Source organism: Alteromonas sp. KUL42 (assembly GCF_006538325.1).
In the GTDB taxonomy this organism is placed as follows: Bacteria; Pseudomonadota; Gammaproteobacteria; order Enterobacterales; family Alteromonadaceae; genus Alteromonas.
In genome coordinates this window covers 111,166-130,745 of the sequence record NZ_BJKK01000013.1, presented here as the reverse complement: position 1 = coordinate 130,745, position 19,580 = coordinate 111,166, and the positions used below count along the sequence as shown (strand labels likewise).

At 41.0% G+C, this 19,580-nt stretch carries 25 protein-coding genes and 1 tRNA gene; 19 read left to right on the top strand and 7 right to left on the bottom strand.

Annotated elements, in window-relative coordinates:
• Nucleotides 1-93: 93 nt before the first annotated feature.
• Nucleotides 94-567 carry a hypothetical protein gene (locus EYR97_RS16445; protein WP_131094748.1) on the top strand — a complete coding sequence of 158 codons (474 nt, stop codon included), beginning with the start codon at nucleotides 94-96 and terminating at the stop codon, nucleotides 565-567.
• A gap of 447 nt (nucleotides 568-1,014) precedes the next feature.
• Here the strand turns inward: EYR97_RS16445 and EYR97_RS16440 are convergent, their stop codons facing one another.
• Entirely contained in the window at nucleotides 1,015-2,043 is a 1,029-nt protein-coding gene (locus tag EYR97_RS16440; RefSeq protein ID WP_131094747.1) for an IS110 family transposase, read from the bottom strand.
• A gap of 145 nt (nucleotides 2,044-2,188) precedes the next feature.
• On the opposite strand from EYR97_RS16440, the gene EYR97_RS22515 reads away from it, so the two are divergent.
• The 16 genes from EYR97_RS22515 to EYR97_RS16355 all read left to right on the top strand — a co-directional run bounded on the left by EYR97_RS22515 (nucleotide 2,189) and on the right by EYR97_RS16355 (nucleotide 14,110).
• Nucleotides 2,189-2,458 (top strand): excalibur calcium-binding domain-containing protein, encoded by a 270-nt coding sequence (locus EYR97_RS22515; RefSeq protein ID WP_131094746.1) that lies wholly within the window; start codon nucleotides 2,189-2,191, stop codon nucleotides 2,456-2,458.
• 140 nt (nucleotides 2,459-2,598) lie between these two features.
• Nucleotides 2,599-3,108 carry a YIP1 family protein gene (locus tag EYR97_RS16430; protein WP_131094745.1) on the top strand — a complete coding sequence of 170 codons (510 nt, stop codon included), beginning with the start codon at nucleotides 2,599-2,601 and terminating at the stop codon, nucleotides 3,106-3,108.
• 116 nt (nucleotides 3,109-3,224) lie between these two features.
• On the top strand, nucleotides 3,225-3,674 hold the full coding sequence (locus EYR97_RS16425; RefSeq protein WP_131094744.1) for a GyrI-like domain-containing protein: 450 nt from the start codon (nucleotides 3,225-3,227) through the stop codon (nucleotides 3,672-3,674).
• Between the two features lie 217 nt (nucleotides 3,675-3,891).
• Complete coding sequence (locus tag EYR97_RS16420) at nucleotides 3,892-5,193, top strand: S41 family peptidase (protein ID WP_131094743.1); 1,302 nt, start codon at nucleotides 3,892-3,894, stop codon at nucleotides 5,191-5,193.
• Nucleotides 5,194-5,302: 109 nt separating this feature from the next.
• Nucleotides 5,303-5,848 carry a pyridoxamine 5'-phosphate oxidase family protein gene (locus EYR97_RS16415; RefSeq protein ID WP_131094742.1) on the top strand — a complete coding sequence of 182 codons (546 nt, stop codon included), beginning with the start codon at nucleotides 5,303-5,305 and terminating at the stop codon, nucleotides 5,846-5,848.
• Between the two features lie 120 nt (nucleotides 5,849-5,968).
• Complete coding sequence (locus EYR97_RS16410; protein ID WP_131094741.1) at nucleotides 5,969-6,457, top strand: GNAT family N-acetyltransferase; 489 nt, start codon at nucleotides 5,969-5,971, stop codon at nucleotides 6,455-6,457.
• A 134-nt stretch (nucleotides 6,458-6,591) separates the two neighbouring features.
• On the top strand, nucleotides 6,592-7,398 hold the full coding sequence (locus tag EYR97_RS16405) for an alpha/beta fold hydrolase (RefSeq protein ID WP_131094740.1): 807 nt from the start codon (nucleotides 6,592-6,594) through the stop codon (nucleotides 7,396-7,398).
• Between the two features lie 1,344 nt (nucleotides 7,399-8,742).
• Nucleotides 8,743-9,168, top strand: coding sequence for a hypothetical protein (locus EYR97_RS16395; protein ID WP_131094739.1), 426 nt, complete (start codon nucleotides 8,743-8,745; stop codon nucleotides 9,166-9,168).
• 714 nt (nucleotides 9,169-9,882) lie between these two features.
• Nucleotides 9,883-10,341, top strand: a complete 459-nt coding sequence (locus tag EYR97_RS16390; RefSeq protein WP_131094738.1) for a nuclear transport factor 2 family protein — start codon at nucleotides 9,883-9,885, stop codon at nucleotides 10,339-10,341.
• A gap of 31 nt (nucleotides 10,342-10,372) precedes the next feature.
• A complete protein-coding gene (locus tag EYR97_RS16385) occupies nucleotides 10,373-10,624 on the top strand; it encodes a hypothetical protein (protein WP_131094737.1) in 252 nt (83 codons plus the stop codon).
• A 175-nt stretch (nucleotides 10,625-10,799) separates the two neighbouring features.
• Complete coding sequence (locus EYR97_RS16380; protein ID WP_131094736.1) at nucleotides 10,800-11,468, top strand: hypothetical protein; 669 nt, start codon at nucleotides 10,800-10,802, stop codon at nucleotides 11,466-11,468.
• A 150-nt stretch (nucleotides 11,469-11,618) separates the two neighbouring features.
• The gene (locus tag EYR97_RS16375) at nucleotides 11,619-11,837 is read left to right on the top strand and encodes a hypothetical protein (RefSeq protein WP_131094735.1); all 219 of its coding nucleotides are present in this window, start codon (nucleotides 11,619-11,621) and stop codon (nucleotides 11,835-11,837) included.
• A 59-nt stretch (nucleotides 11,838-11,896) separates the two neighbouring features.
• On the top strand, nucleotides 11,897-12,145 hold the full coding sequence (locus tag EYR97_RS16370) for a hypothetical protein (protein ID WP_131094734.1): 249 nt from the start codon (nucleotides 11,897-11,899) through the stop codon (nucleotides 12,143-12,145).
• A 64-nt stretch (nucleotides 12,146-12,209) separates the two neighbouring features.
• Nucleotides 12,210-12,431, top strand: coding sequence for a hypothetical protein (locus EYR97_RS16365; protein ID WP_131094733.1), 222 nt, complete (start codon nucleotides 12,210-12,212; stop codon nucleotides 12,429-12,431).
• An 83-nt stretch (nucleotides 12,432-12,514) separates the two neighbouring features.
• A complete protein-coding gene (locus tag EYR97_RS16360; RefSeq protein WP_242635060.1) occupies nucleotides 12,515-13,384 on the top strand; it encodes an alpha/beta hydrolase in 870 nt (289 codons plus the stop codon).
• A 33-nt stretch (nucleotides 13,385-13,417) separates the two neighbouring features.
• Complete coding sequence (locus tag EYR97_RS16355) at nucleotides 13,418-14,110, top strand: SOS response-associated peptidase family protein (protein ID WP_131094732.1); 693 nt, start codon at nucleotides 13,418-13,420, stop codon at nucleotides 14,108-14,110.
• An 88-nt stretch (nucleotides 14,111-14,198) separates the two neighbouring features.
• Here the strand turns inward: EYR97_RS16355 and EYR97_RS16350 are convergent, their stop codons facing one another.
• From EYR97_RS16350 to EYR97_RS16330, 5 genes are all read right to left on the bottom strand, one after another.
• Nucleotides 14,199-14,546, bottom strand: a complete 348-nt coding sequence (locus EYR97_RS16350; protein WP_131094731.1) for a TusE/DsrC/DsvC family sulfur relay protein — start codon at nucleotides 14,544-14,546, stop codon at nucleotides 14,199-14,201.
• A complete protein-coding gene (locus EYR97_RS16345; RefSeq protein ID WP_131094730.1) occupies nucleotides 14,546-14,947 on the bottom strand; it encodes a DsrH/TusB family sulfur metabolism protein in 402 nt (133 codons plus the stop codon). The genes EYR97_RS16350 and EYR97_RS16345 overlap by 1 nt, the downstream gene beginning before the upstream one ends.
• Nucleotides 14,884-15,252 (bottom strand): DsrE family protein, encoded by a 369-nt coding sequence (locus tag EYR97_RS16340; protein ID WP_131094729.1) that lies wholly within the window; start codon nucleotides 15,250-15,252, stop codon nucleotides 14,884-14,886. Before EYR97_RS16340 ends, EYR97_RS16345 begins: the two co-directional genes overlap by 64 nt.
• The gene (locus tag EYR97_RS22510) at nucleotides 15,252-15,488 is read right to left on the bottom strand and encodes a DsrE family protein (protein WP_242635059.1); all 237 of its coding nucleotides are present in this window, start codon (nucleotides 15,486-15,488) and stop codon (nucleotides 15,252-15,254) included. Before EYR97_RS22510 ends, EYR97_RS16340 begins: the two co-directional genes overlap by 1 nt.
• A gap of 209 nt (nucleotides 15,489-15,697) precedes the next feature.
• Nucleotides 15,698-16,363, bottom strand: coding sequence for a Bax inhibitor-1/YccA family protein (locus EYR97_RS16330; RefSeq protein WP_131094728.1), 666 nt, complete (start codon nucleotides 16,361-16,363; stop codon nucleotides 15,698-15,700).
• 234 nt (nucleotides 16,364-16,597) lie between these two features.
• Between EYR97_RS16330 and EYR97_RS16325 the strand changes: the two genes are divergently transcribed.
• Nucleotides 16,598-16,689 (top strand) — tRNA-Ser (locus EYR97_RS16325).
• Between the two features lie 338 nt (nucleotides 16,690-17,027).
• Nucleotides 17,028-18,497: a DUF3360 family protein gene (locus EYR97_RS16320; protein ID WP_131094727.1), complete on the top strand. Its 1,470-nt coding sequence runs from the start codon at nucleotides 17,028-17,030 to the stop codon at nucleotides 18,495-18,497.
• Between the two features lie 49 nt (nucleotides 18,498-18,546).
• Here EYR97_RS16320 and EYR97_RS16315 read toward each other — a convergent pair whose 3' ends face one another.
• Nucleotides 18,547-19,452 (bottom strand): LysR family transcriptional regulator, encoded by a 906-nt coding sequence (locus tag EYR97_RS16315; RefSeq protein ID WP_131094726.1) that lies wholly within the window; start codon nucleotides 19,450-19,452, stop codon nucleotides 18,547-18,549.
• Nucleotides 19,453-19,580: the final 128 nt, after the last annotated feature.

The following is a 19,580-nucleotide window of genomic DNA, read 5'->3' as shown; positions in this document are numbered from 1 at the left end:
AGTAACACATGGGCTCTGTCGCTTCGCTCGGATTTTAGCCCATGTGTTACTGCCCCTTATGTGGGTGTTATAACCCATCAGAAAGGATTCATCATGGAATACAAAGATCACCATGCTTTCAAAAAATTTTCAGCCACAATTTTAAATGAGTCAGATCAAGCTATTTTGGTCTTGAAGGGTCACTTATTTGCTGAAAACATTTTTGAAAACCTGATAGTCCTTAAAATATCGAGGGGTGACAAATTACTTGAAAAAGCTAGTTTTACATTTAGCCAAAAACTAGCCCTTGTTGAAGCTATGGAATTGCTTGATGATGGGCTTGTATCGTCACTAAGAGCTTTGAACAAACTAAGAAATAAGTTTGCTCACGATTTGGATGCAAGTGTTAGTAACAATGACCTGTTAAAAGTTGGCAGTCCTCTAGGAACAGTTTTCACAAAGTACAAACGAGAGTCAGCCGGAGACGATGCCAAATTGTTAAAGAAGCTTATTAACTACTTATGTGGAGCAATGGGAGGTATTTGCTATAGCCATGAGGCGCAAGAAATTGTGCAAAATGGGTTATAACAATCGCATCAAGTCGCGCCCCTGAAAAGCGGGGCGCTGGGACATCAAAACTACGCGGCGATTAGTTTGGTGCTTTGCCCAAGTTTAACCAATCGCCGCTTAAGTTTTGCTGCCCCTTATGCGGGCGTTGGTATGACTCCCTTTGTCAACCCTGAACGAGTGCTTTCCTGACATTCTTCCAGCCCATAATTAGTTATATTTCTCGCTCATAATAAATGAACTAACGCACCGGATGAGGCAGTAATGTCGTCGGTTATCATGCTGGTATTCGTGGATTATTCATTAATTATAATGAACAGCGCCTACCTTACTCACTCCGCCGTGGTCACCTTCTCATCAGTCTATGCTCGTGGATCAATCACGGTTAAGTGATTGCCATCATAACGCCCTCGTAGGTTGTGCCACATTCCGCGGCCTGATCCGAATGCGTTAGCTCAAACTCGTTTTTCATGCAGGTACTCGGCTCAGTCTTAGTTTTGGATTAACCGGCGTGAGTACCACTTCCTTTGCAATGGCCCATATGTAAGCCGCCATTTCCCTGGCAATCGCCGTAATGATTAAATTGTAGTGTTTACCTTTTTTACTCATACGCTGATAGCGTTTGCAAAGACGCAATTGTGCTTTCCAAGCAATATCGACGATGTCTTTGGGTAAACCTTCCTGTCTTAACTGTAATTCGGTAGAAACATTTGCTGGATAACGATAGCTGTGCGCACCTTCAATCAGTAAACGCCTTGCTCGGCCATTTCCCGCTTTAGTGATAGCGCCTAAGTGCCGCTTTCCGCCTGATGATTGTTCGCTAGGGACTAAACCTAAATACGCCATGAGTTTTCTTGGATGGTCGAAACGATGCAAATCACCGAGCTCTGCCACCAAACCAACAGCAACGAGCAATCGAACGCCTCGCATCGCCTGAACGGCTTTCACTACCGGATAATAACGCCATTGGTGTACATGGTGGGTTAATTCATTGTCGAGCCTTTCCAGTCGCCGGATACGTTCCTCAATGGTTTGCAGTTGTTCCTGCAAGACAATTTGCTGGGCTGGGTGAGGCAATATCAGTTCGGTGAGCCAGCGAAGGTGTTTCTTCGACCAGTTGGCAGTGCCTTCATAACGTATGTTATTACGAAGTAATAAGGCTTTGAGTTGATACTTTGCTTCTTTTAAATCCTTCATTGCCGCTTCACGAGCACGTGATAAATCACGAACCGCTTCATCTTCTGGCTCAGGCACATAGATAGGCGTGAGATCTTCGGACTTTAATGATTTAACGAGTTTAAGCGCGTCTCGGCGATCGGTTTTAATTCGCTCTCCAGGCTTTTTAGGGATAAGAGATGGCGCCACGACATAACAACAATGTCCCAAGCTCGTTATCAGACGATAAATCCAATAACCACACGGTCCAGCTTCATAAGCAACCTCATGAAACTCTTTATGCGTATCCAACCCGATAAAAATCATGTTATGTTTGTTCATGCTAGCCTCCAAATGATTTAGTCTTAAGCAAACTAATAATGGACTCCGGCCGGCGCTCCGGTGGCTTTCAGCTAACGCACGAAAATGCGGAGGCTAGCATTTCACAGGGAGTCATTGTGTCTATGTACTCAGGGAAGAAATTTAGATGTCAAAGAAATTATTACTACTTTTAGCCGTTCTAATTGGAGTCTTTATTTATTCTAAGAACGATCAAAACGTGGAAGTATTGCCACAACCGGCCTTACCTACACAAGAAACTCTAATTCAGGCAGACCGTTTTTCATTTCGTTGTGATGGTAGACAACATTGCAGTCAAATGACATCTTATGAAGAAGCAAAATTTTTCTTAGAAAACTGCCCAAATACAAAAATGGATGGCGACAATGACGGAATACCATGTGAAAGGCAGTTTTAGCAACGAACATAACAACCCAATCAACACACTCACTGCGTTCGTTGGGATGCATACACGCAGGGCGGCTTCGCCATTATGCCCCACATGTCTGCGCCCGTTATTTAAAAGTTATGCGTTGATGTTTTAAGGAAGAGTAATACGTGCAGTTAGAATTAGTTAAAAATGTATTTATTTCACCGAAAGAAACCTTCAAGGCGCTTCCAAGCGATAAGTTATTTCTTCTTGCTTGGCTCGCACCGTTTTACTTTGGTATTGCTAGGATTTATCGACCGGGTACCTATGAAAAGGCTTTGAGTGCAGTTGGTAACGAATACTTATTGTTTATATTGGGTTCAATTTTTGCTCTAGTCATGATCCCGCTGAGTGCTTTAATTGTTAAACTGCTAATAAGGATTTTTGGTAAAAAACTGACAATCAAAAAGCTCATGAATATTTATGGTTATGCGCTAATTCCTCGAATCGTTGTTGCTATATTTGCTTACGCAGTCATATTCGTGAATCCAAATCTTTTACAAGAACAAGGCATGAACCCTCTTGGAATTACGATAGCTGTTGCAGGAGTGGGTGCAATGCTTTATACCATTTTTCTATACATTTATGGCATCGTAGTTTCGCCAAGTGTAGTAAAAGCGCATAACAAACCGCTGTAAACGTGCGCGGGGCGCACTGGGACACAAAAATGTGGACTCCCGGTCGCAAGCGTCCAGAATTATAGCCCACATGTTTGTGCCCTTAAGCGGGGCGTTTTATGTAACTAGGAGGAAATATGAACATCAGTGAAATGGATAGCTTCGATGTTACAGGCTTTGTTATCCGAACTAATAATGCGGATGAGGTATCACCATCTACTGCAAAAATCGGAGAACTTTGGGCTAAGTTTTACGCAAATGCGGCTCCAAAGCTAAATGAAAAATCAAAAGTTTTTGGTTTGTACACAAACTACGAGTCTGATTTTACGGGGGCTTTTGACGTTATCGCTTGCTCGGATGCATTGTCACCAGAAATATTACCAGACTCAGTACAAGTTACCGTTGCTTCAGGTAAGTACGTGACTTTTTCTGCGACCGGTGAAATGCCACAAGTAATTATCGAACTTTGGGGTGATGTGTGGCGCTACTTCGGCTCTGAAAGCTGTCCTTACAAACGAGCTTACACAACAGACTTTGAATATTATAAAAGTGCAAGTGAAGTCGAAATCTCTATCGCTATTAAATAGTTACATAACAAACGCCTCAAGAGGGACTGTCAACGCGCGGCGTTTCCAGTCCCATTGAGTCGCAGTGGTTGCGGTTGTTGTGTTCGCGTTTAGTGTAATGCGTTGCCAGCCCCTTAGGCGGGTCTAGCAATTTAATTTAGCATGTGGAATATCTTTTAACCCCTTTTGGTGTGGTTGAGCGTTATTAGAAAACAATAATTGAAATTTCAGGAAGAATATGAAAATTAAAGTTTTTAAATCCCTCATCTTTAGCTCATTCGTTCTATGCAATTATGTTAGCGCCGCAGATTGTCATGATGTGTCACAAATTATTGCCAAACAACTTGAAGATAACTACGTAATTGAAAATACAGCAACAACGTTAGCTCAGTTAATGCGTTCGCAAACATTTTTATCTGGTTGCGATCATCAAAAGTCATCTGAAGATATTGCTAAATTTATGACTTTGGAATTAAACAAAATTGCAAATGATAAACACCTCTCTGTCGTTTATGACCCTCAATGGGTAAATGAACTGAAAACATATCGTTCATCAGCACAAACTAAAGCGTTTTCGGATAGTCGAGCCATGGAGGCTCCTACAGACAACTATGGTTTTAAAAAGGTTGAAATGCTTGATGGCAACATTGGTTACCTTGACATAAGAATGTTCTCGGATAGTCATTTAGGTGGTGAAACGCTTGAAAATGCGATGAAATTTTTACAGCATGCCGATGGTATTATTATTGATTTAAGGAACAACTTTGGTGGCAGTCCTTTTATGGTAACTTCATTGGCCAGTTACTTTTTTGACTTAGATATTGTTCATTTATCGACTTTTGAAAGTCGAGAGAATGGTGTGTTAACTCAAACGCAAGATTGGACGTCGCCTTATGTTCCGGGTCCTAGGTTTAAAGATGCTCCTCTTTATATTCTCACCAGCAGTAATTCTGCATCCGCTGCAGAAGGCTTTAGCTATGCTATGCAAAGTTTGACGAGAGCAACCATTGTAGGAGAGGTTACTGCTGGCGCCGCTCATGCCAGAAGAGCAGAAATAGTAAATGACGATTTTATTCTCACTTTACCAACTGCACGACCTGTTGACCCCAGAACAAACGATAATTGGGAAAGAAAAGGTGTAAAACCAAATATTGAAACGAGCAGCGACAATGCACTTAATGTAGCTTATGCAGAGGTACTAAATACTTTAATAAAAAGTAAGAGTAGTAATCTCAGCTTGCACAAATGGGTCTATCCATTGGTTAAAGCGAAATCGAGCCAATACCAGCCAAGTCAGAGTGATTTCAATCAGATAGTAGGTACGTTTGGAGAGCACAAGGTATTTCAAGAAGGTGGTAAACTCTTTTATCAACATTCAGATGAGCCGGCCTTTGAAATTGAACTTCTTGATAAAGAAACTATCGTTTTTAAAGCGTTTACCGAGGCAAGGCTACAAGCAATATATAAAGATAAGCAAGTCATTGCATTGAAAATGCTCTCTTTGGGTAGGGATGAAAGAGAATTTCAGAGAACGATGTAAAGATTGCTAACAAGGTTGTTAACTCGGACAAAAAACAGTTGGCTATGTTCGTACCTCACAAATTTTAGCCAACTATTTTTAGCCGGTTACAACGGCGTTAGGTACTCAAATGGAAATTGATAACAAATTTAGTTATTTAAATATGCAAAAACTCTCAGTTTTGGAGCTCCAAGAAACATTGGCGGAGTTTCCTCATTCGCGCTTCGTAGACCTCAAGGAAATCTCTCCGTCTGGTTTTATTTTTTGTACGTCCTACAACTCAGAAAAAGGAAATCATCTTTCACACAGTCCAAAAATTTCCTTGCTTGCTTGGTGGGATCATATTGGCTATCAAATTCGTGTAGTTGGAACAGCTAAACGTATTTCAGAGGATCTAGCGGATAAATTTTGGCTTACACGTTCTAAAGAAGCGCAAGTTGCCACCACTTGTTTCAAACAAAGCGAAGTTTGGGATTCAGAGGGGTCTATGGAAAATCATTTCTCTTCTGCAATTGCAGCTTCAGAGGCATCAATTTCGCGCCCGAGTTCATGGGGTGGTTATTCGGTTACGCCCCATTCAATAGAAATACTTAAATTTAAGGTCAACCGTGTTCATACTAGAGAGTATTATTGGGGGGAGGGAGCATCATGGAAAATGTGGATGTTACAGCCTTAGTCAATTGGCATATCAATGCGCTAAACACGTTCACTGGGACAAAAACGCAATGCCATGCTGCGCATATTGTGGCATTGTGTTTTTGTCCCAAAGCTTAAAGATATATCTTCGGGAGGAAATATGATTCGGGAAGCAACGAAGGACGATTGCATACAACTAGCTGTATTATCTATAAAAGTCTGGTTGGACACATATGCAACAGACGGAATCAAAGATGAATATGCTCAATTTGTTTTGTCTACATTTACTCAATCTCATTTTGTCGAGTTACTAAACAGCCCCAAATTCCGGTTGTTAGTAAGTGAAGAAAATCAAGCTCTTCAAGGTTATGTATTGTTAAATTTAGAATCTTATTATGAGACACCACAAAGCGGCTTTGAGATTGAAAAATTGTATGTGGATAGTACTTTCAGGGGCCGTGGTTTAGGTCGGAAGCTTTTAACCGAGGTGGAGAGACAGTTTGGCAAGAAGTATTGGCTTTACACCTGGGTTGAAAATGAATCCAACGGTTTCTATGCGCATCTTGGTTTCAAGCAGGTTGGGCTTTATAGCTTCGAATTTGCGGGGACTAAAATAGACAACAATGTGTACCTTTCAGTACACACATAACAAGTATTTTAAGCAGATTCACAACGCTTGGCATTTTTGGTTTGAATCGGTTTTAGTGTTTACGGCCCAATGGCTTGGGAGTAGTGGTCTGGCTAATCACTACTTAATTGGGCATTAATTTTTAAGGAAAATGAATGAAATCTGCGTGGCTGCTTTTTAGTCTTTTTATCCCAGTGGTTGTTTTTGCCAAGTCTAGTTTCATCACGGTAAACGGCTATGATGTCGAATACGAGATGGCTGGTACTGGCAAACATACCGTATTCTTAGAGGCTGGAGGGTCAGCAGGTTTATCTGATTGGGAGCCTATTTTCGAAAGTCTTGCCAAGAACACTCGTGTTATTCGTTACTCTCGGATTGGAAACGGGGGATCGGCGCACCTTGTGAAGAATTATAGCTCTGAGGAATATGCAGAAGAGGCTCGCTTAGTTCTTGAAGCTCTTAACATTAAAAAACCAGTAGTTTATGTGGCCCATTCTTACGGCGCTTACATCGCTAGACGCTTTGCTGCTACCTATCCTGAATGGGTTTCCGGGTTAATGCTAATTGAGCCAGCATCAGAACATGATGTTGATATTATGAGAAGAATTGACCTTATAAAAGCAGAAAAAGAAATTGCTCAAGTGAAACTGGACGATTTGAAAAACGGAATGTCTAACCAATACCTAGATTTCTGGGCTAAACGACCATTGCCCGATTATCCTGAGATACCGGATATTCCGGTAACAGTCATTGCGTCAATAAAAAAATATGAAAACCCTCCTGTACTCTTTTTTACAGATGAAGCTCGGGAAATGTGGGGAGAATTACACTCTGAGTGGGCAAATGCGTTTCCACAAGGAAAGGCTGTATTAACCGACAAGAGTTACCATTTCCCACAGGAAGATGAGCCAGATATGGTCGCTCAGGAAATCATCGACTTGTTGGAGAGAATTAAACAGTAACTAGTGCAGTCAGCGGGTTCACTTCGTTCTCCGCTGCTGTAAGTGTTAGGTACAAGATGGAGCTAAATTTCTTAGCCTCAACTGTCATGGTTATCGTCAGGCATCACCTGCGCCCACCACTATATTGTCAATGTGGGGGCTAGAAGGTTTAAAAGTTGGTCGGGTAATTCATATACTCAATGAGGTTATAAGGATGAATCAGGCGAATTTACTTGCTTTGAAATACATAGCTATTGCTATATGCAGTGCTTTATTTGCTCTTTTTGTACTAAAAGAGTACTTACCTGAAATATCAAATGCTGTTGTAGCTGCTGTTTTCACTAGCTCTTTTTCTTTTGCTATATTGAGGCTATCGAGCAAAATATGTAAAAGGGGCACAAACATTAGCAGCCTTAAAAGCTGATAAATATTGGGAACACAAACACGCAGGCTCTGCTTCGCAGTATAGCCCTCGAATTTGTGCCACCAAATCAGGGCGTTATACCTAATTTTAAATAGTGAAGGTTTTTATGAAAAGATGGACTCTTTCTTTTGTCACTTTAATCTGTTCCCTTAACGCAATAGCAGACACAGACTTATCCGAACTTCGCGATAACTACTCTTCAACATGGATAGCAACTTAGTCTCCCAGAGCTACTGAAAAACACTTAGAGCACTACCGTTCTTTTCTTTAGGACGATGTCGCCCACCAACACTTGTCCTACGATTCGGATGACTTGCGATTACCTGACGGCAAAGAAAGTAAACGTAAAGGAATGGACCCACAAACAAGTAAACTAATCGAATTACATTACTCAACGATGGAAGTTTATAAATCTTGAGTACCAATATTTATAGAAACAGAAATTTCGAAGGGAATAAAACAAATAGGAACAGGTGTCTTCATAGATTTTCAGTTCCAACTATTCTTGTTTAGTGCAGTTCTTGTGATAGGTGAGCTTGAAAACGTCAAGTTCTAGTTCAAATAGATGAAATTGATTGTTACGACAAGTATGAACTCCTTACAAATCAAAATACAATTTAAATGTGGCAACAAAAATCTTACTCCAATTCGTAAGGTGCAAGAGAAGCTCTATTATCATATTAGGGCATTATGCCAGTAAAAATTGAGACTTTTGTTACTTTTAATACCTGTTTTCGGTTTGCTTATCTTGCGATAATTCAACGGGTTTGAGCAATCGTCCCAAGAATTTGAAGAACAAATTAGAAAACCATTAGGTACAAGCCTTGATGGTTACTCAAGGAGTGAATCTTTGGGGAGGATTAAACATTATCTAGCGCAGAAAGAGGATTCGCTTTGCACTGCGCAGTTGTGTGCGTTTTACGCCATGGAGTTTTTAGTTTTTGAAATTTGAGCAGATTCATTCACGAATTAACATCGATTCGGCTATATTCACATTTGGCGTTCCTAAGGATTTACCAAATGCATTTTGCTTCAGGATCTTTTGCGCTGGAGAAAGCTCTTATTCGGTAGAGCAGTTCGACCCTAGTAGTCTTGACCAACTGAAAGTCATCCTACATAAATTATGCCAGCTAAGTCCCGACAAGCCTCGAGCAAATATAAAAATAAAAGTTAATAGATTTATGTCTGTTAGGTTAAGTTTTAAAAAATTTGATGAAGAAAAAGGTTATAAGGTTAAAGCTTACATTCTCGGATTTCTTTACTTTAGTAGTGCTGGTTTTTTAGGAAGTTACGTGACAGTTCAACAGCTTAAGAACTTAATTACTAATTTTAAAAAGTGTATCGAGTCAAAAGATGGCTACAACTAAATATTATGCCGCCCATAGGTGGTGTAGCCATATCTCGATTTTTGGGCTAAACGTTCGCTACACACAGAACGATGAACCAAATATGGTTGTTCAGGAAGCGAATGCTCTTTTGGAGAGAATTAAAAACTAAGACGTACAGCCAGTGGATTTTCTTCGCTTTCCTCTATAGCACGCAATATGACAAACCACTCAAAGCTTGCTTTTCTTGTTGGAGCGCTAACACATGGAATGCGTCACTAGAGGTTTGATAGGTTGGTTAATAAACGCAGCAACACCAAATAAAGCCGTGCTGAACACCGGTTCGCATAGTGCGATTTCATCGCAGTCTGTTGCTTTGTAATCCATTTCGACTATTGGGTCAGTAGACTTTCATCGGTTGAGCTGGTACTGGCACTATTCAAACGTTGTAGCAGACATTCTGTGAATGTACTAGTGGGGCTTCACAGTGTGTTCACTGAAAAGCAGTAGCAAGATTACAAACATAATATAGAAACATAAATATTTACAATTAGTTACAAACAATGCGCATCTTTACGCAGTATTTTAGTTATAGAGTGGTAAAGCCTAAATGTAGTGAAGTTTTTATATTCAATGTGTTTTTAAAAAGTAGAAACACCCGAAGACATATTACTGTTTAGTGTAGGCTAGCTAGGTTGCTTTTGAGAGGTACCAATACAAGTGCCCTCAAATTTCGTAATTCAGGAAAATGTAAACATGAAAATTTTAGGGCTCGCTTTGGTACTTGTATCGTTATCGCTATATGCCATTGCTGGCAACAACGACAAAACTTCCATTGAGCGTGCTGTTAAAGACTATATTGAATCTCAACACAAAGTGTTACCAGGTATGATGGCGAGAGGCTTAGATCCAGCCCTTGCTAAGCGAACGTACTGGTTATCGAAAGAAGGAAAGGAATTTATATTAGAATCTTCTTATGAAGATATGGTGAATTTAGCTGGTTTTTACAACGAGAACGGCGATAAATTTCCAAGTACGCCCAGAATTGACATTGAAATTTTTGACATTGATAAACGGGTAGCCTCTGTAAAGCTATCTGCCGATGATTGGATTGATTACATGCATTTGTACAAAAATGAAGAGGGTCAATGGAAAATTCTCAATATACTTTGGCAATTTAATGAAATTAGCGCACATTCAAGTAAAAAGGGCTAAATAATTAAAAGGAACTCAAAAGGAAACTTAAATGATGAAGTTACTTGTATCTTTTATAGGATTATTTGTATTTTTCTACCTTACGGATGTCTCTTCTGCATCACTGTTTAATAAGGTTTTAAGCCCAGTATTGGGTGGCGTTTTTGCCGCTATTTTCGTTGGTACTTTAATCGCTAAATCGAAGCACAGTAAAACAGGATCAAATAACGACTCAAGTGGTTTTTTCGTCGGCGGTTCATCTTCTAGTAATGACTGCGGTAGCGATGGCGGCGGTGATTGTTAACAATGATCTCATGATTTGTCAGTTTTTTATACAAATTTAGCCACTAACAATGTGCTTATTTAGCTATCTTATTGAAATTTAGTTGCAAAAAAGTATGGCTAATTTTTTGCTTGCAGGCATTCTATTAAACTAAAAATACTACAACATTGTTTGTAGATTACAGGGATGTTTCTGTATGCTCACGAGAAAATTACTGGTTGGCCTGAGTTTTATAACGTTCTTAAATACAGCGTTAGCAACACCTATTGAAATCTTATTAAATGGTGATTTTGAAACGGGTGATTTAACAGGATGGACACAGGCGACACCTGTCTTACCACCAATTGAATGGGGTGTAACAACTGGCGCCGCGATAGGAGCGTATTCCCTAGTATCCTCCGACAATAGTCATTTTGCTTCTCCATGGATAGAGGGGCCCAATCCTTTGGCTACTACACTTATCCAAGTATTCGATTTGACTACACTCACTGATGAGTTGATTGGCACTTTTACATTTAGCGCGGAAGCTATCTATGCTGAGGATAGAATTTCGTTGGGGTACCAACTTTTTGATTTTGATGCGCAGCCTCTGCATTCTGAATTAGTGTTTACAGGTGCAGGAGGAACAGCTCCTAATTCAGCACCATTTTCTCAGTCTTTTTCGTTTGTGAGTGGTACGCGGTTTATTAGCTTTTTTGCCACCGCTGAATTGCTCAGTGGTTCATACATAGATGCCGGATTTGATCGCGCATCTATTCTGGTAGATGTGAAACCCAAAGCTACTGTGCCTTCTCCCAATGGTTACAGTTTGTTGGTCTTGGGCTTTATTTCACTTTTGATATCTAGGCGACTTAAAAGCAGTTGAAAAGTATATAGACTTTCAATAACTAGTATAATCGTGTTCATTAAAACAGTGTTAAATTGGAACGGTGGTAGTTCGTGATAGTCGACATTTACAAGTAAGCAATTTACGGTAAACTGATGATAAGCTGGATGTACAAAAGGATTTTTAACAATGAACATAAACGCAACCGTAGTAGGGCAAATTGCTGTTGTTTTCATTATTATCATGCCGTTTATTGGCTATTACTTAGGTAAAAAGAAAACAAATTCGCCAATATTGGTTTCTGTTATCGCTTTTTTTACCGGCTTTATTCCTCCATTCGCCATACTTTTTGTGCTGTTCTTAATATTAAAGAAAAACAAGCCCGCTTTAGAAGCCAAACATGTCTAGCTTTACTTCAAGGAAATAGCTTAAGTGTTAGACTGTTACCATAGTAACTAGGGGCCTATATGCCGATTAAAACATGGATTTTTCAATACAGTATTGCTTTACCTGTGGTTTTTGTATTGCTCGCTGGTGTGCAGTACCTGAAGGGGCAGTCACTTTCGTACGCTATTGAATTTGGTGTTATTTGGTCAGTTATTTCCATATCAATATTTGCTGCAAGACGTTTCTACAATTTTCGTAAGAATATTGCTTGCGAACTTTGTAACGATTTACCACTAAATGAAATGCCGTCGGATAAGAAGCGGAATTAATAATTAGCCACACAGAGATTTGAATAAACCACTTGTATAAAAATAAAACAGCGAGGTGTAAAAGATGTCTTTTCTCCGTGTAGTTGGCTTAATAATGGGGCTGTTGTTCATTTGGGTATCAGCGAACACTTTTTATTCCCATTTTGACAGTGTTGTTTATGGTTTTATCGCCGTATGTGGGGTGTTAGTTGGTTGTTTGATTCTAAGTTACGGCCTGACAGGTAAAGATGCATTAAATGCGCTCTACTATCGCGTTACAGGGCGAAAATTTAACTATCGGGCGTAATTTTAAATTAGAGTAAAAATGTCGTATGGTTGGTAACTTATTTTACTGCCATCTTAATAATAAAAATAATAAGGACGTATACATTGAATTACAGGATCAAAGTCTTCGTTTTAATCTCTTTCTTTTATAGTTTAACTGGTGTTGCTGAACCCACTCAGCGGGTTGTTGAACTTTCTATTACCTCTCAGTATGTAAAAAACATGCCAGAAGTGAAGGTGATTTTGCCTCCTTCATACATTACTGAACCGCAAAGCAAAAAAGCAGAAACATTAACTACGTCGCAAACCAGTTCTGGTAAAACTAATAAGCGTTACCCAGTTATCTACTTGCTAGACGGCGAAGTTAATTACGCGCTGGTCAACAGTATGCTTGAACGTATGGCGTTATCGAATGGCGCGCAAGAATACATTATCGTTTCACTAGAAAGTCAAAATAGATTGTATGACTTTGCACCAACCGTGAATATGGACAGAAGAGGGCCGTATGGCGAAGGTGGCGGTGGTGACAAGTTTCTAGATTTTATCGAAAAAGAGCTGAAGGTGGTTATGCGTAACCAGTATCAAGCTTCTGATTTTTCAGCAATTATGGGACATTCAGTAGGCGGTTTGCTGGTTTATCACGCTTTTTATTCGAGGCCATCATTATTTAATGGGCATATGGCATTTAGCCCTGCGGTTTGGTGGGGAGAGCAAGAAACAATGATTGCTGTGAAAAAGTATGTCTACTCAAGTGATGATATTGGCAGCTACCTTTACACAAATATTGGTAATGAGGCCGGTATGATGCGAGAACACTATGACTCACTGGTGAACACGCTACAGCGTAACCGAACCAGTGAGCTTGTTTTACAGTCAGAGCAGTACCCTAATGATTCCCACGGATTAACGTTTTCTGCAGGTCTTTACAGTGCGTTAAAAGGTATGGACGACTACCAACGTAAACTTGGCTTGTGATTGGCTTATCTAGGAATTTGTTTATAAAGTGATATGTGCGGTTTTATTCAGCGTGTAACCGATTCTCCACATGTTATTGCCTTACTTGAAGAAGTAGGGCTAGGGCAAACGCTTCCCCTTTTTAAAGAAGAAGCAATGCTCAGTAATGTCGTCAACTTTTACCCTGCCTTTGGTCGAGTACCAGAAAAGCAAATTAGTAACTTAATTGTTGGCTCTTCAACTACCATAAATGCAACGTGGTGGTTTGATGCCAAGCCAATGGGTGACACCTTAGCAGTGGGCGAGCGCACTACCTTCAATGCACGTAATCTAGATAGCCCATATTGGCAAAAGGCGATTACCAAAAGGCGCGGAGTGGTTGCTGCTACGGCTATTGGCGAGTCTAACCCGGAAGGAAAAGGCAAGGCGCATTACTTGATGAAACCACAAGAGGGGGCTTTATTATTAGGGGCGGTTTACCGTGTATTCAGTAATGGTCAATTTTCATGTGCGGTTGTTACCAGGCCGCCTCGCGAAGATTTTAGTCAGTACCATGAAAAGTCTATACCGTGTTTTTTACCTCATGATAAAAGTGCGATAGAGGCCTGGTTGCACCAAGGTCGAAGTGTTGAAGTTGATGAAATTTTAGCGAAGCCTAAGCTGTATACCAATTTGGAAGTGACTAGAGTAAAAAGCTTTAAGGGTGGTGAAGCCTTAGGAAGCTCCACCATACTTAAAAAGTCATAAGGGTGTAATAAGCACTGTTCTAAAAACGATTTAAAGCGCTACTACACAAGGGCTACACAAGAGCTACACAAGGGCGGTAAAAAAGCGCTTAAAGGCATTTTGCGGGTTTGGGTAATCCTGCTAGTTTCGTTGCCTGTTTGGCTGGCCCTTTTTTGAATAGGCGCTGTAAATAACGGCTGTTTCCCTTTTCTGGGCCAAATTTATTCGCCATCGCTTTAACTAATGCTCGTATGGCGGGGCTTGTTTCATATTCTTCGTAGAATGCACGTACAAAGCGAACCACTTCCCAATGCGCTTCGGTAAGCGTTATATTTTCATCTTTAGCTAAGAGTTCAACCATACCTTCTTCCCATTGGGTATAGTCCAGAAGGTAGCCTGCTTTATCGGTTTTTATTGTTTCACCATTGAATACAAAGCTGTAGGTGTCTTGTGACATTAAAATGTTACCCATTGTTGATGGTGTGTTGATAATGCTGCGAATATCTTGTTGTCGATTAATTGAATGGCACTGTGCGTTTTTACGCCTCTAGAGAGCACGTCGTCGCGTATAGCAACAACAGGAGTACCAGATGGTGCTAGCAAGGCATCAAACTCATTAGAGTGAAGCCCGGGCGCATAAACGCCATCGCCACAGAGTATTATTTTTGTTTTGAGTTTTTTTGGTTGCACATTTTCTGCTGTAACGTCTTCTTGCTCAGCATCTTTAAGAACAGCGGCTTCTAAAAGTGCAAGATCTGATAAAGATAAATGAGGTGTGGTTATAACAATAAGCATTAGAATATCACCACATGATCTACGCTGTTGATAAGGGCTAAGCGCGCCTCTGAGTTTATCCATTGTGCGTCTATTTCATCAACAACGTCACAGTTTTTAAGTACACGAGTAAGATGCAGCGCCTTTGCACTTTCTTCACACACATAGCAGTCTTCTATATCAAAAAAGGGCATGGCACTTAAACGTTTGCTATGTGTTTTAACGCCTGCAATTGCCTCGGTTTTAACAAGTTGTAATACGGCGTCATTTTCAAACAGTACTTTAACATCGTGTCCGTAATTAGTGGCTGCAAGGGCAAAATCGAGGCCATCATTACTTGTTGAATTACCGTAGGGGCTTTGTGTGAATCGAATGAGTAACGTTGCCATTAAAACTGTACCAACCTATCGCAGTTGTGAAGCTCACTAAAGAATTCACCTAAACCGGCTTGCTCAAAAGGGGAAACTAGGTTTGCTATAGAAAGCCCATTTTCTATCGCTTCTTGCTCGCTCACAACCCCACGCTTTACAGCAGCGGTAATACACACTAATAGCGTTATTTTGTGATTTTCAGCAAGTGCCTTCCATTCGTTATACGCATACAGCTCGTCGCTTGTTTGCAACATCAAACTGTTGGCGTGTAATACGCCATCGCTATAAAAAAACTACGTTGGAAACTGTATCGCCATTGCCTAACACGCCCTTAATAAACGCGAACGCGCGTTTGGCAGTGTCGCCGTGAAAAGGGGGTGTAGTAATTAGTATTGAATATGTTTTCATACAAACAAAAACACCCCGATTAAGGGGTGTTTATTCTTAAACCTTAAACGCGCTATTAATCGTCGCCACCAAATGCACCAAGAAGGTGAAGGATTGACGTGAACAAGTTATAGATGTTCAAGTATAGCGAAACTGTTGCACGAATGTAGTTTGTTTCACCACCGTGAATGATACGGCTAGTATCAAACAGGATAAAACCAGACATAATGAAAACAATTGCTGCACTGATTGCTAAGCTTACCGCAGGCACTGCGAAGAAAATGTTCGCAATGGCGGCGACTAAAACAACCACTAGACCTACTACTAAAAAGCCTCCCATAAATGAGAAGTCTTTCTTAGTGGTCAGGGCATAGCCAGACAATGCAAAGAAAACCAATGCTGTTGCACCTAATGCTTCCATGATGAGGCCTGGACCTGCAACACCTAAGTAGAAGTTAAGTGTATAACCCAGTGATGCACCCATCAAACCAGTGAACAAGAATACCCAGTATATACCTGTTGCTGACTCAGCTTTCTTCTGCACTACAAAAAGAGTAATAAATGCGCCGATAGTCATACCAAGAGACATCATAGGAGAAATGCCTACTGCCATAGCTATACCAGCACAAACCGCACTAAACGCCAGTGTCATCGCAAGCAGCATATAGGTGTTGCGTAGAACCTTGTTCGTCTGCAATACCGATGGTTGAGATGCACTTGAATACATCGAACGTTGATCCATTGTTTCCTCCAATAGGACTTAAATGACCGAAATGGTACAAATATTTAGTGTATGTTGTATGGCTTTTAGTTCCCATTTTCAAGTGCTTTCAGATGAATTTAGTGTTAGGTGAGTAGAAAAACAGCGAAAGCGGCTAAAAATTAACGCATTTGATTGAAAAGCAAGCACTTAAATATTTTTTTTAAATAATCACTTTACAGTCACAAAAATTTCATTAAGATACGCAGCACTTCAGGAGAGTTGGCAGAGCCCGGTTTAATGCACCTGACTTGAAATCAGACGTGGGGTCAAACCCACCGGGGGTTCGAATCCCTCACTCTCCGCCACATTCAAGAAACCCGCACACTGTTGCGGGTTTTTTTATGCTCAAAGAAAATTACGAATGAGTGAGGGTGAGAACTCCCGTTGTTCGACAAAACGGCAGGATTGCCGTTTTGCAGAGCCGTAGGCTGCCCGAAGGGCGAGCGCCATGGACGGCGCGAGTGAATCCCTCACTCTCCGCCACATTCAAGAAACCCGCACACTGTTGCGGTTTTTTTTATGTCTCAATAAAAGTGTCGAGTTTTCAACTTTTTGGAATATTCATCTAAGACCACAGTCGCATTGTGACTTAAGGTTTACCCCATTAGGCTGTGCGTTTTTTCGGGCAACCTAAAGGTGAATTGTGTCTCAAGACGAAACGCGTTATCTCGAGCGTCATAAACCCAGTAGTCAGTTTCAAACTCGCGAAGACTACCTAAACCACGAACTTCAAATTTTGTCACCAAAACGGTGGCGGCCCAATATTCCCTTTAAAGATTACAAAATTGAGTGGGAAGACTGCGTTCCCGGTATGGCAGCCACAATTGGCAAAATTGTAATGGTAGCCGCGGTTGTCGGTGCGTTTGCTGCGCCTCTTGGTCTATCACCAGAGTTTGTAGTTGAAAACGTTCGTTTTGAATTACTTATTGCAGCTGTCCTTTTTGTTATCTTTATATCTGGTTTCTTAAACCCCGCGGCAAATCTTGCAGGTACACATGGGCCATTACTTCCACTTGTACCGCTAATTGTAGCTTCAGGTGGTCATCCAATGGCTTTGGGGTTACTAATAGGCTTATTTGGCTTCTTACTTGGTATTACAAAAGGCGGTAGCGCGCTTGCAAAGCTCACCAGTAACGGGGTGTGCGGCGGCCTTTTATTATATTTAGGTTTTATTGGTATTACCGGTCAGGTTAAAAAGCTCTTTGCTTGGGCTGAAAGCTTCGATATGGCCTATATTGCGTTTATTGTACTCATTGCTACTATTTTGATGTATTCGTGGCTTGAACATATTCAGAAACGTTGGTTGGCCATTCCACTTGGAGCGGTAATGGCTGCTGTCATTGCCATGGCATTGGGTGCACCATTTGAATTTTCCACAGCGCCGGGCATGCCTAATCTTAACCCTGGGTATTGGTGGGGTGATAATACAGGTTGGCAATTAGGTTTACCTGATTGGTCTCACTTTATAGCTGTTCTTCCATTCGCGGTATTAGCAGTAGCAATGTGGTCTCCTGACTTCTTAGGTCACCAAGTGTTTCAAAAACTGAGTTACCCTAAGAAAAGTGAGAAAGCACACATGAATATCGATGACACCATGATAGCTGCATCTAGCCGTCAGGCGGTGGGCAGTTTGCTTGGTGGCGGAAATCTGGCTTCTTCTTGGGGCACGTATATTATTCCAGCGTCTATTGCAAAGCGCCCAATTCCGGGTGGAGCAATTGTTACTGGCTTGCTATGTATTGTTGCGGCTATTTGGGGGTATCCGATGGACTTGGCTATTTGGCCGCCGGTTTTATGTGTAGCTCTTATAGTCGGGGTTTTCCTACCGCTTATGGAGGCGGGTATGCAAATGACCCGTGAAGGTAAAACAACCCAATCTGCAGCCCTAGTAGTCATTTCCTCGGTGCTGGTGAACCCTGTATTTGGTTGGTCTTTCACTATGTTGTTAGATAATTTGGGGCTAGTTGGCTGTAAAGAGCGAGCAGGTGAGCTTGGTAAAACGGGCCGCTGGTTAATTCCGGGTATTACCTTTATCATTTTATGTACGGTAATGGCGTTAATTGGTATGTTCCCTGGCATCCCTGCAATTATTGATACCTTCAACGTTAATTAATAACGAGCAATTCAGGCACATCACAATCTATAGATGTGCCTGAAGACAACTATTTATCCCAATAGGGTGGGTCGTCAAAGTACTCTTTTAGAAATTCAATAAACACCCGCAGTTTGTTCGAGACGAGTTTTCGATGTGGATACACCGCATACAATGCAATAGGCTCAGGTATATAGTCTTCTAAAATTGAAATCAACTCTCCACTTTTTAGTGCTTGTGACGCAATAAATGTGGGTTGCAACACATAGCCTTCGCCGTGCTTCGCGACATCGGCTAATACCTCGCCATTGTTTGCCGTTAGCCGTGGCGTCACTTTCTGTGAATTAGATTTTAGCGCTTGAATTAGTTGCGACTTTTCATTGTCGTAATTTACATACGCATATTCCAAATAGTGCTCAGGATGTAATTCGTTTGGGTGCTTAGGTGTGCCGAACTTAGCCAAGTATGAAGGCGAGGCGCATAGTGCCAATTTGATCGTTGTTATTTTAATTGCGACAAGCGATGAACTGGCTAATTGACCCGCACGCAACGCCACATCAAAACCTTCGTCTACCACATCAACTTTGCGGTCATTTAACTGTAAATTGACGGAAACTTGAGGATGTTTATTTTGAAATTCTCCAAGACAGGATGAAAGATGCAACGTTGAAAATGAAACAGGAGCACTAACGTGCAGCACTCCCTTGGCTTGGGTATTGAGTAAACCCAATTGGCCTTCCATGTCATTTACACTTTCTAAAATGTGACGCGCGTGTTGCAAACACTGGTGACCAGCTTCAGTCAAGCGGATCTTGCGTGTTGTTCTATTGAATAGGCGAACATCTAATTGTTTTTCCAACTGTGCAATGTATTTACTCACAAGTTGGTTCGAAGTGTTCAAGCGTGCAGCAGCATTAGTAAAGCTACCTTCGGTTGCCACTACCACAAAGGTTTTAAGCAGTTCTAATTTATCCATGATTTATCAATGAACACCCAATTAACAACATTGTGTTGGTAATAATTCAATATTTCGCGTCTTTATTCAACATAAAGTGGAGACTATTCTATACCCACAACGTTAGCCAATAGCGGCTAGCAAGAAAA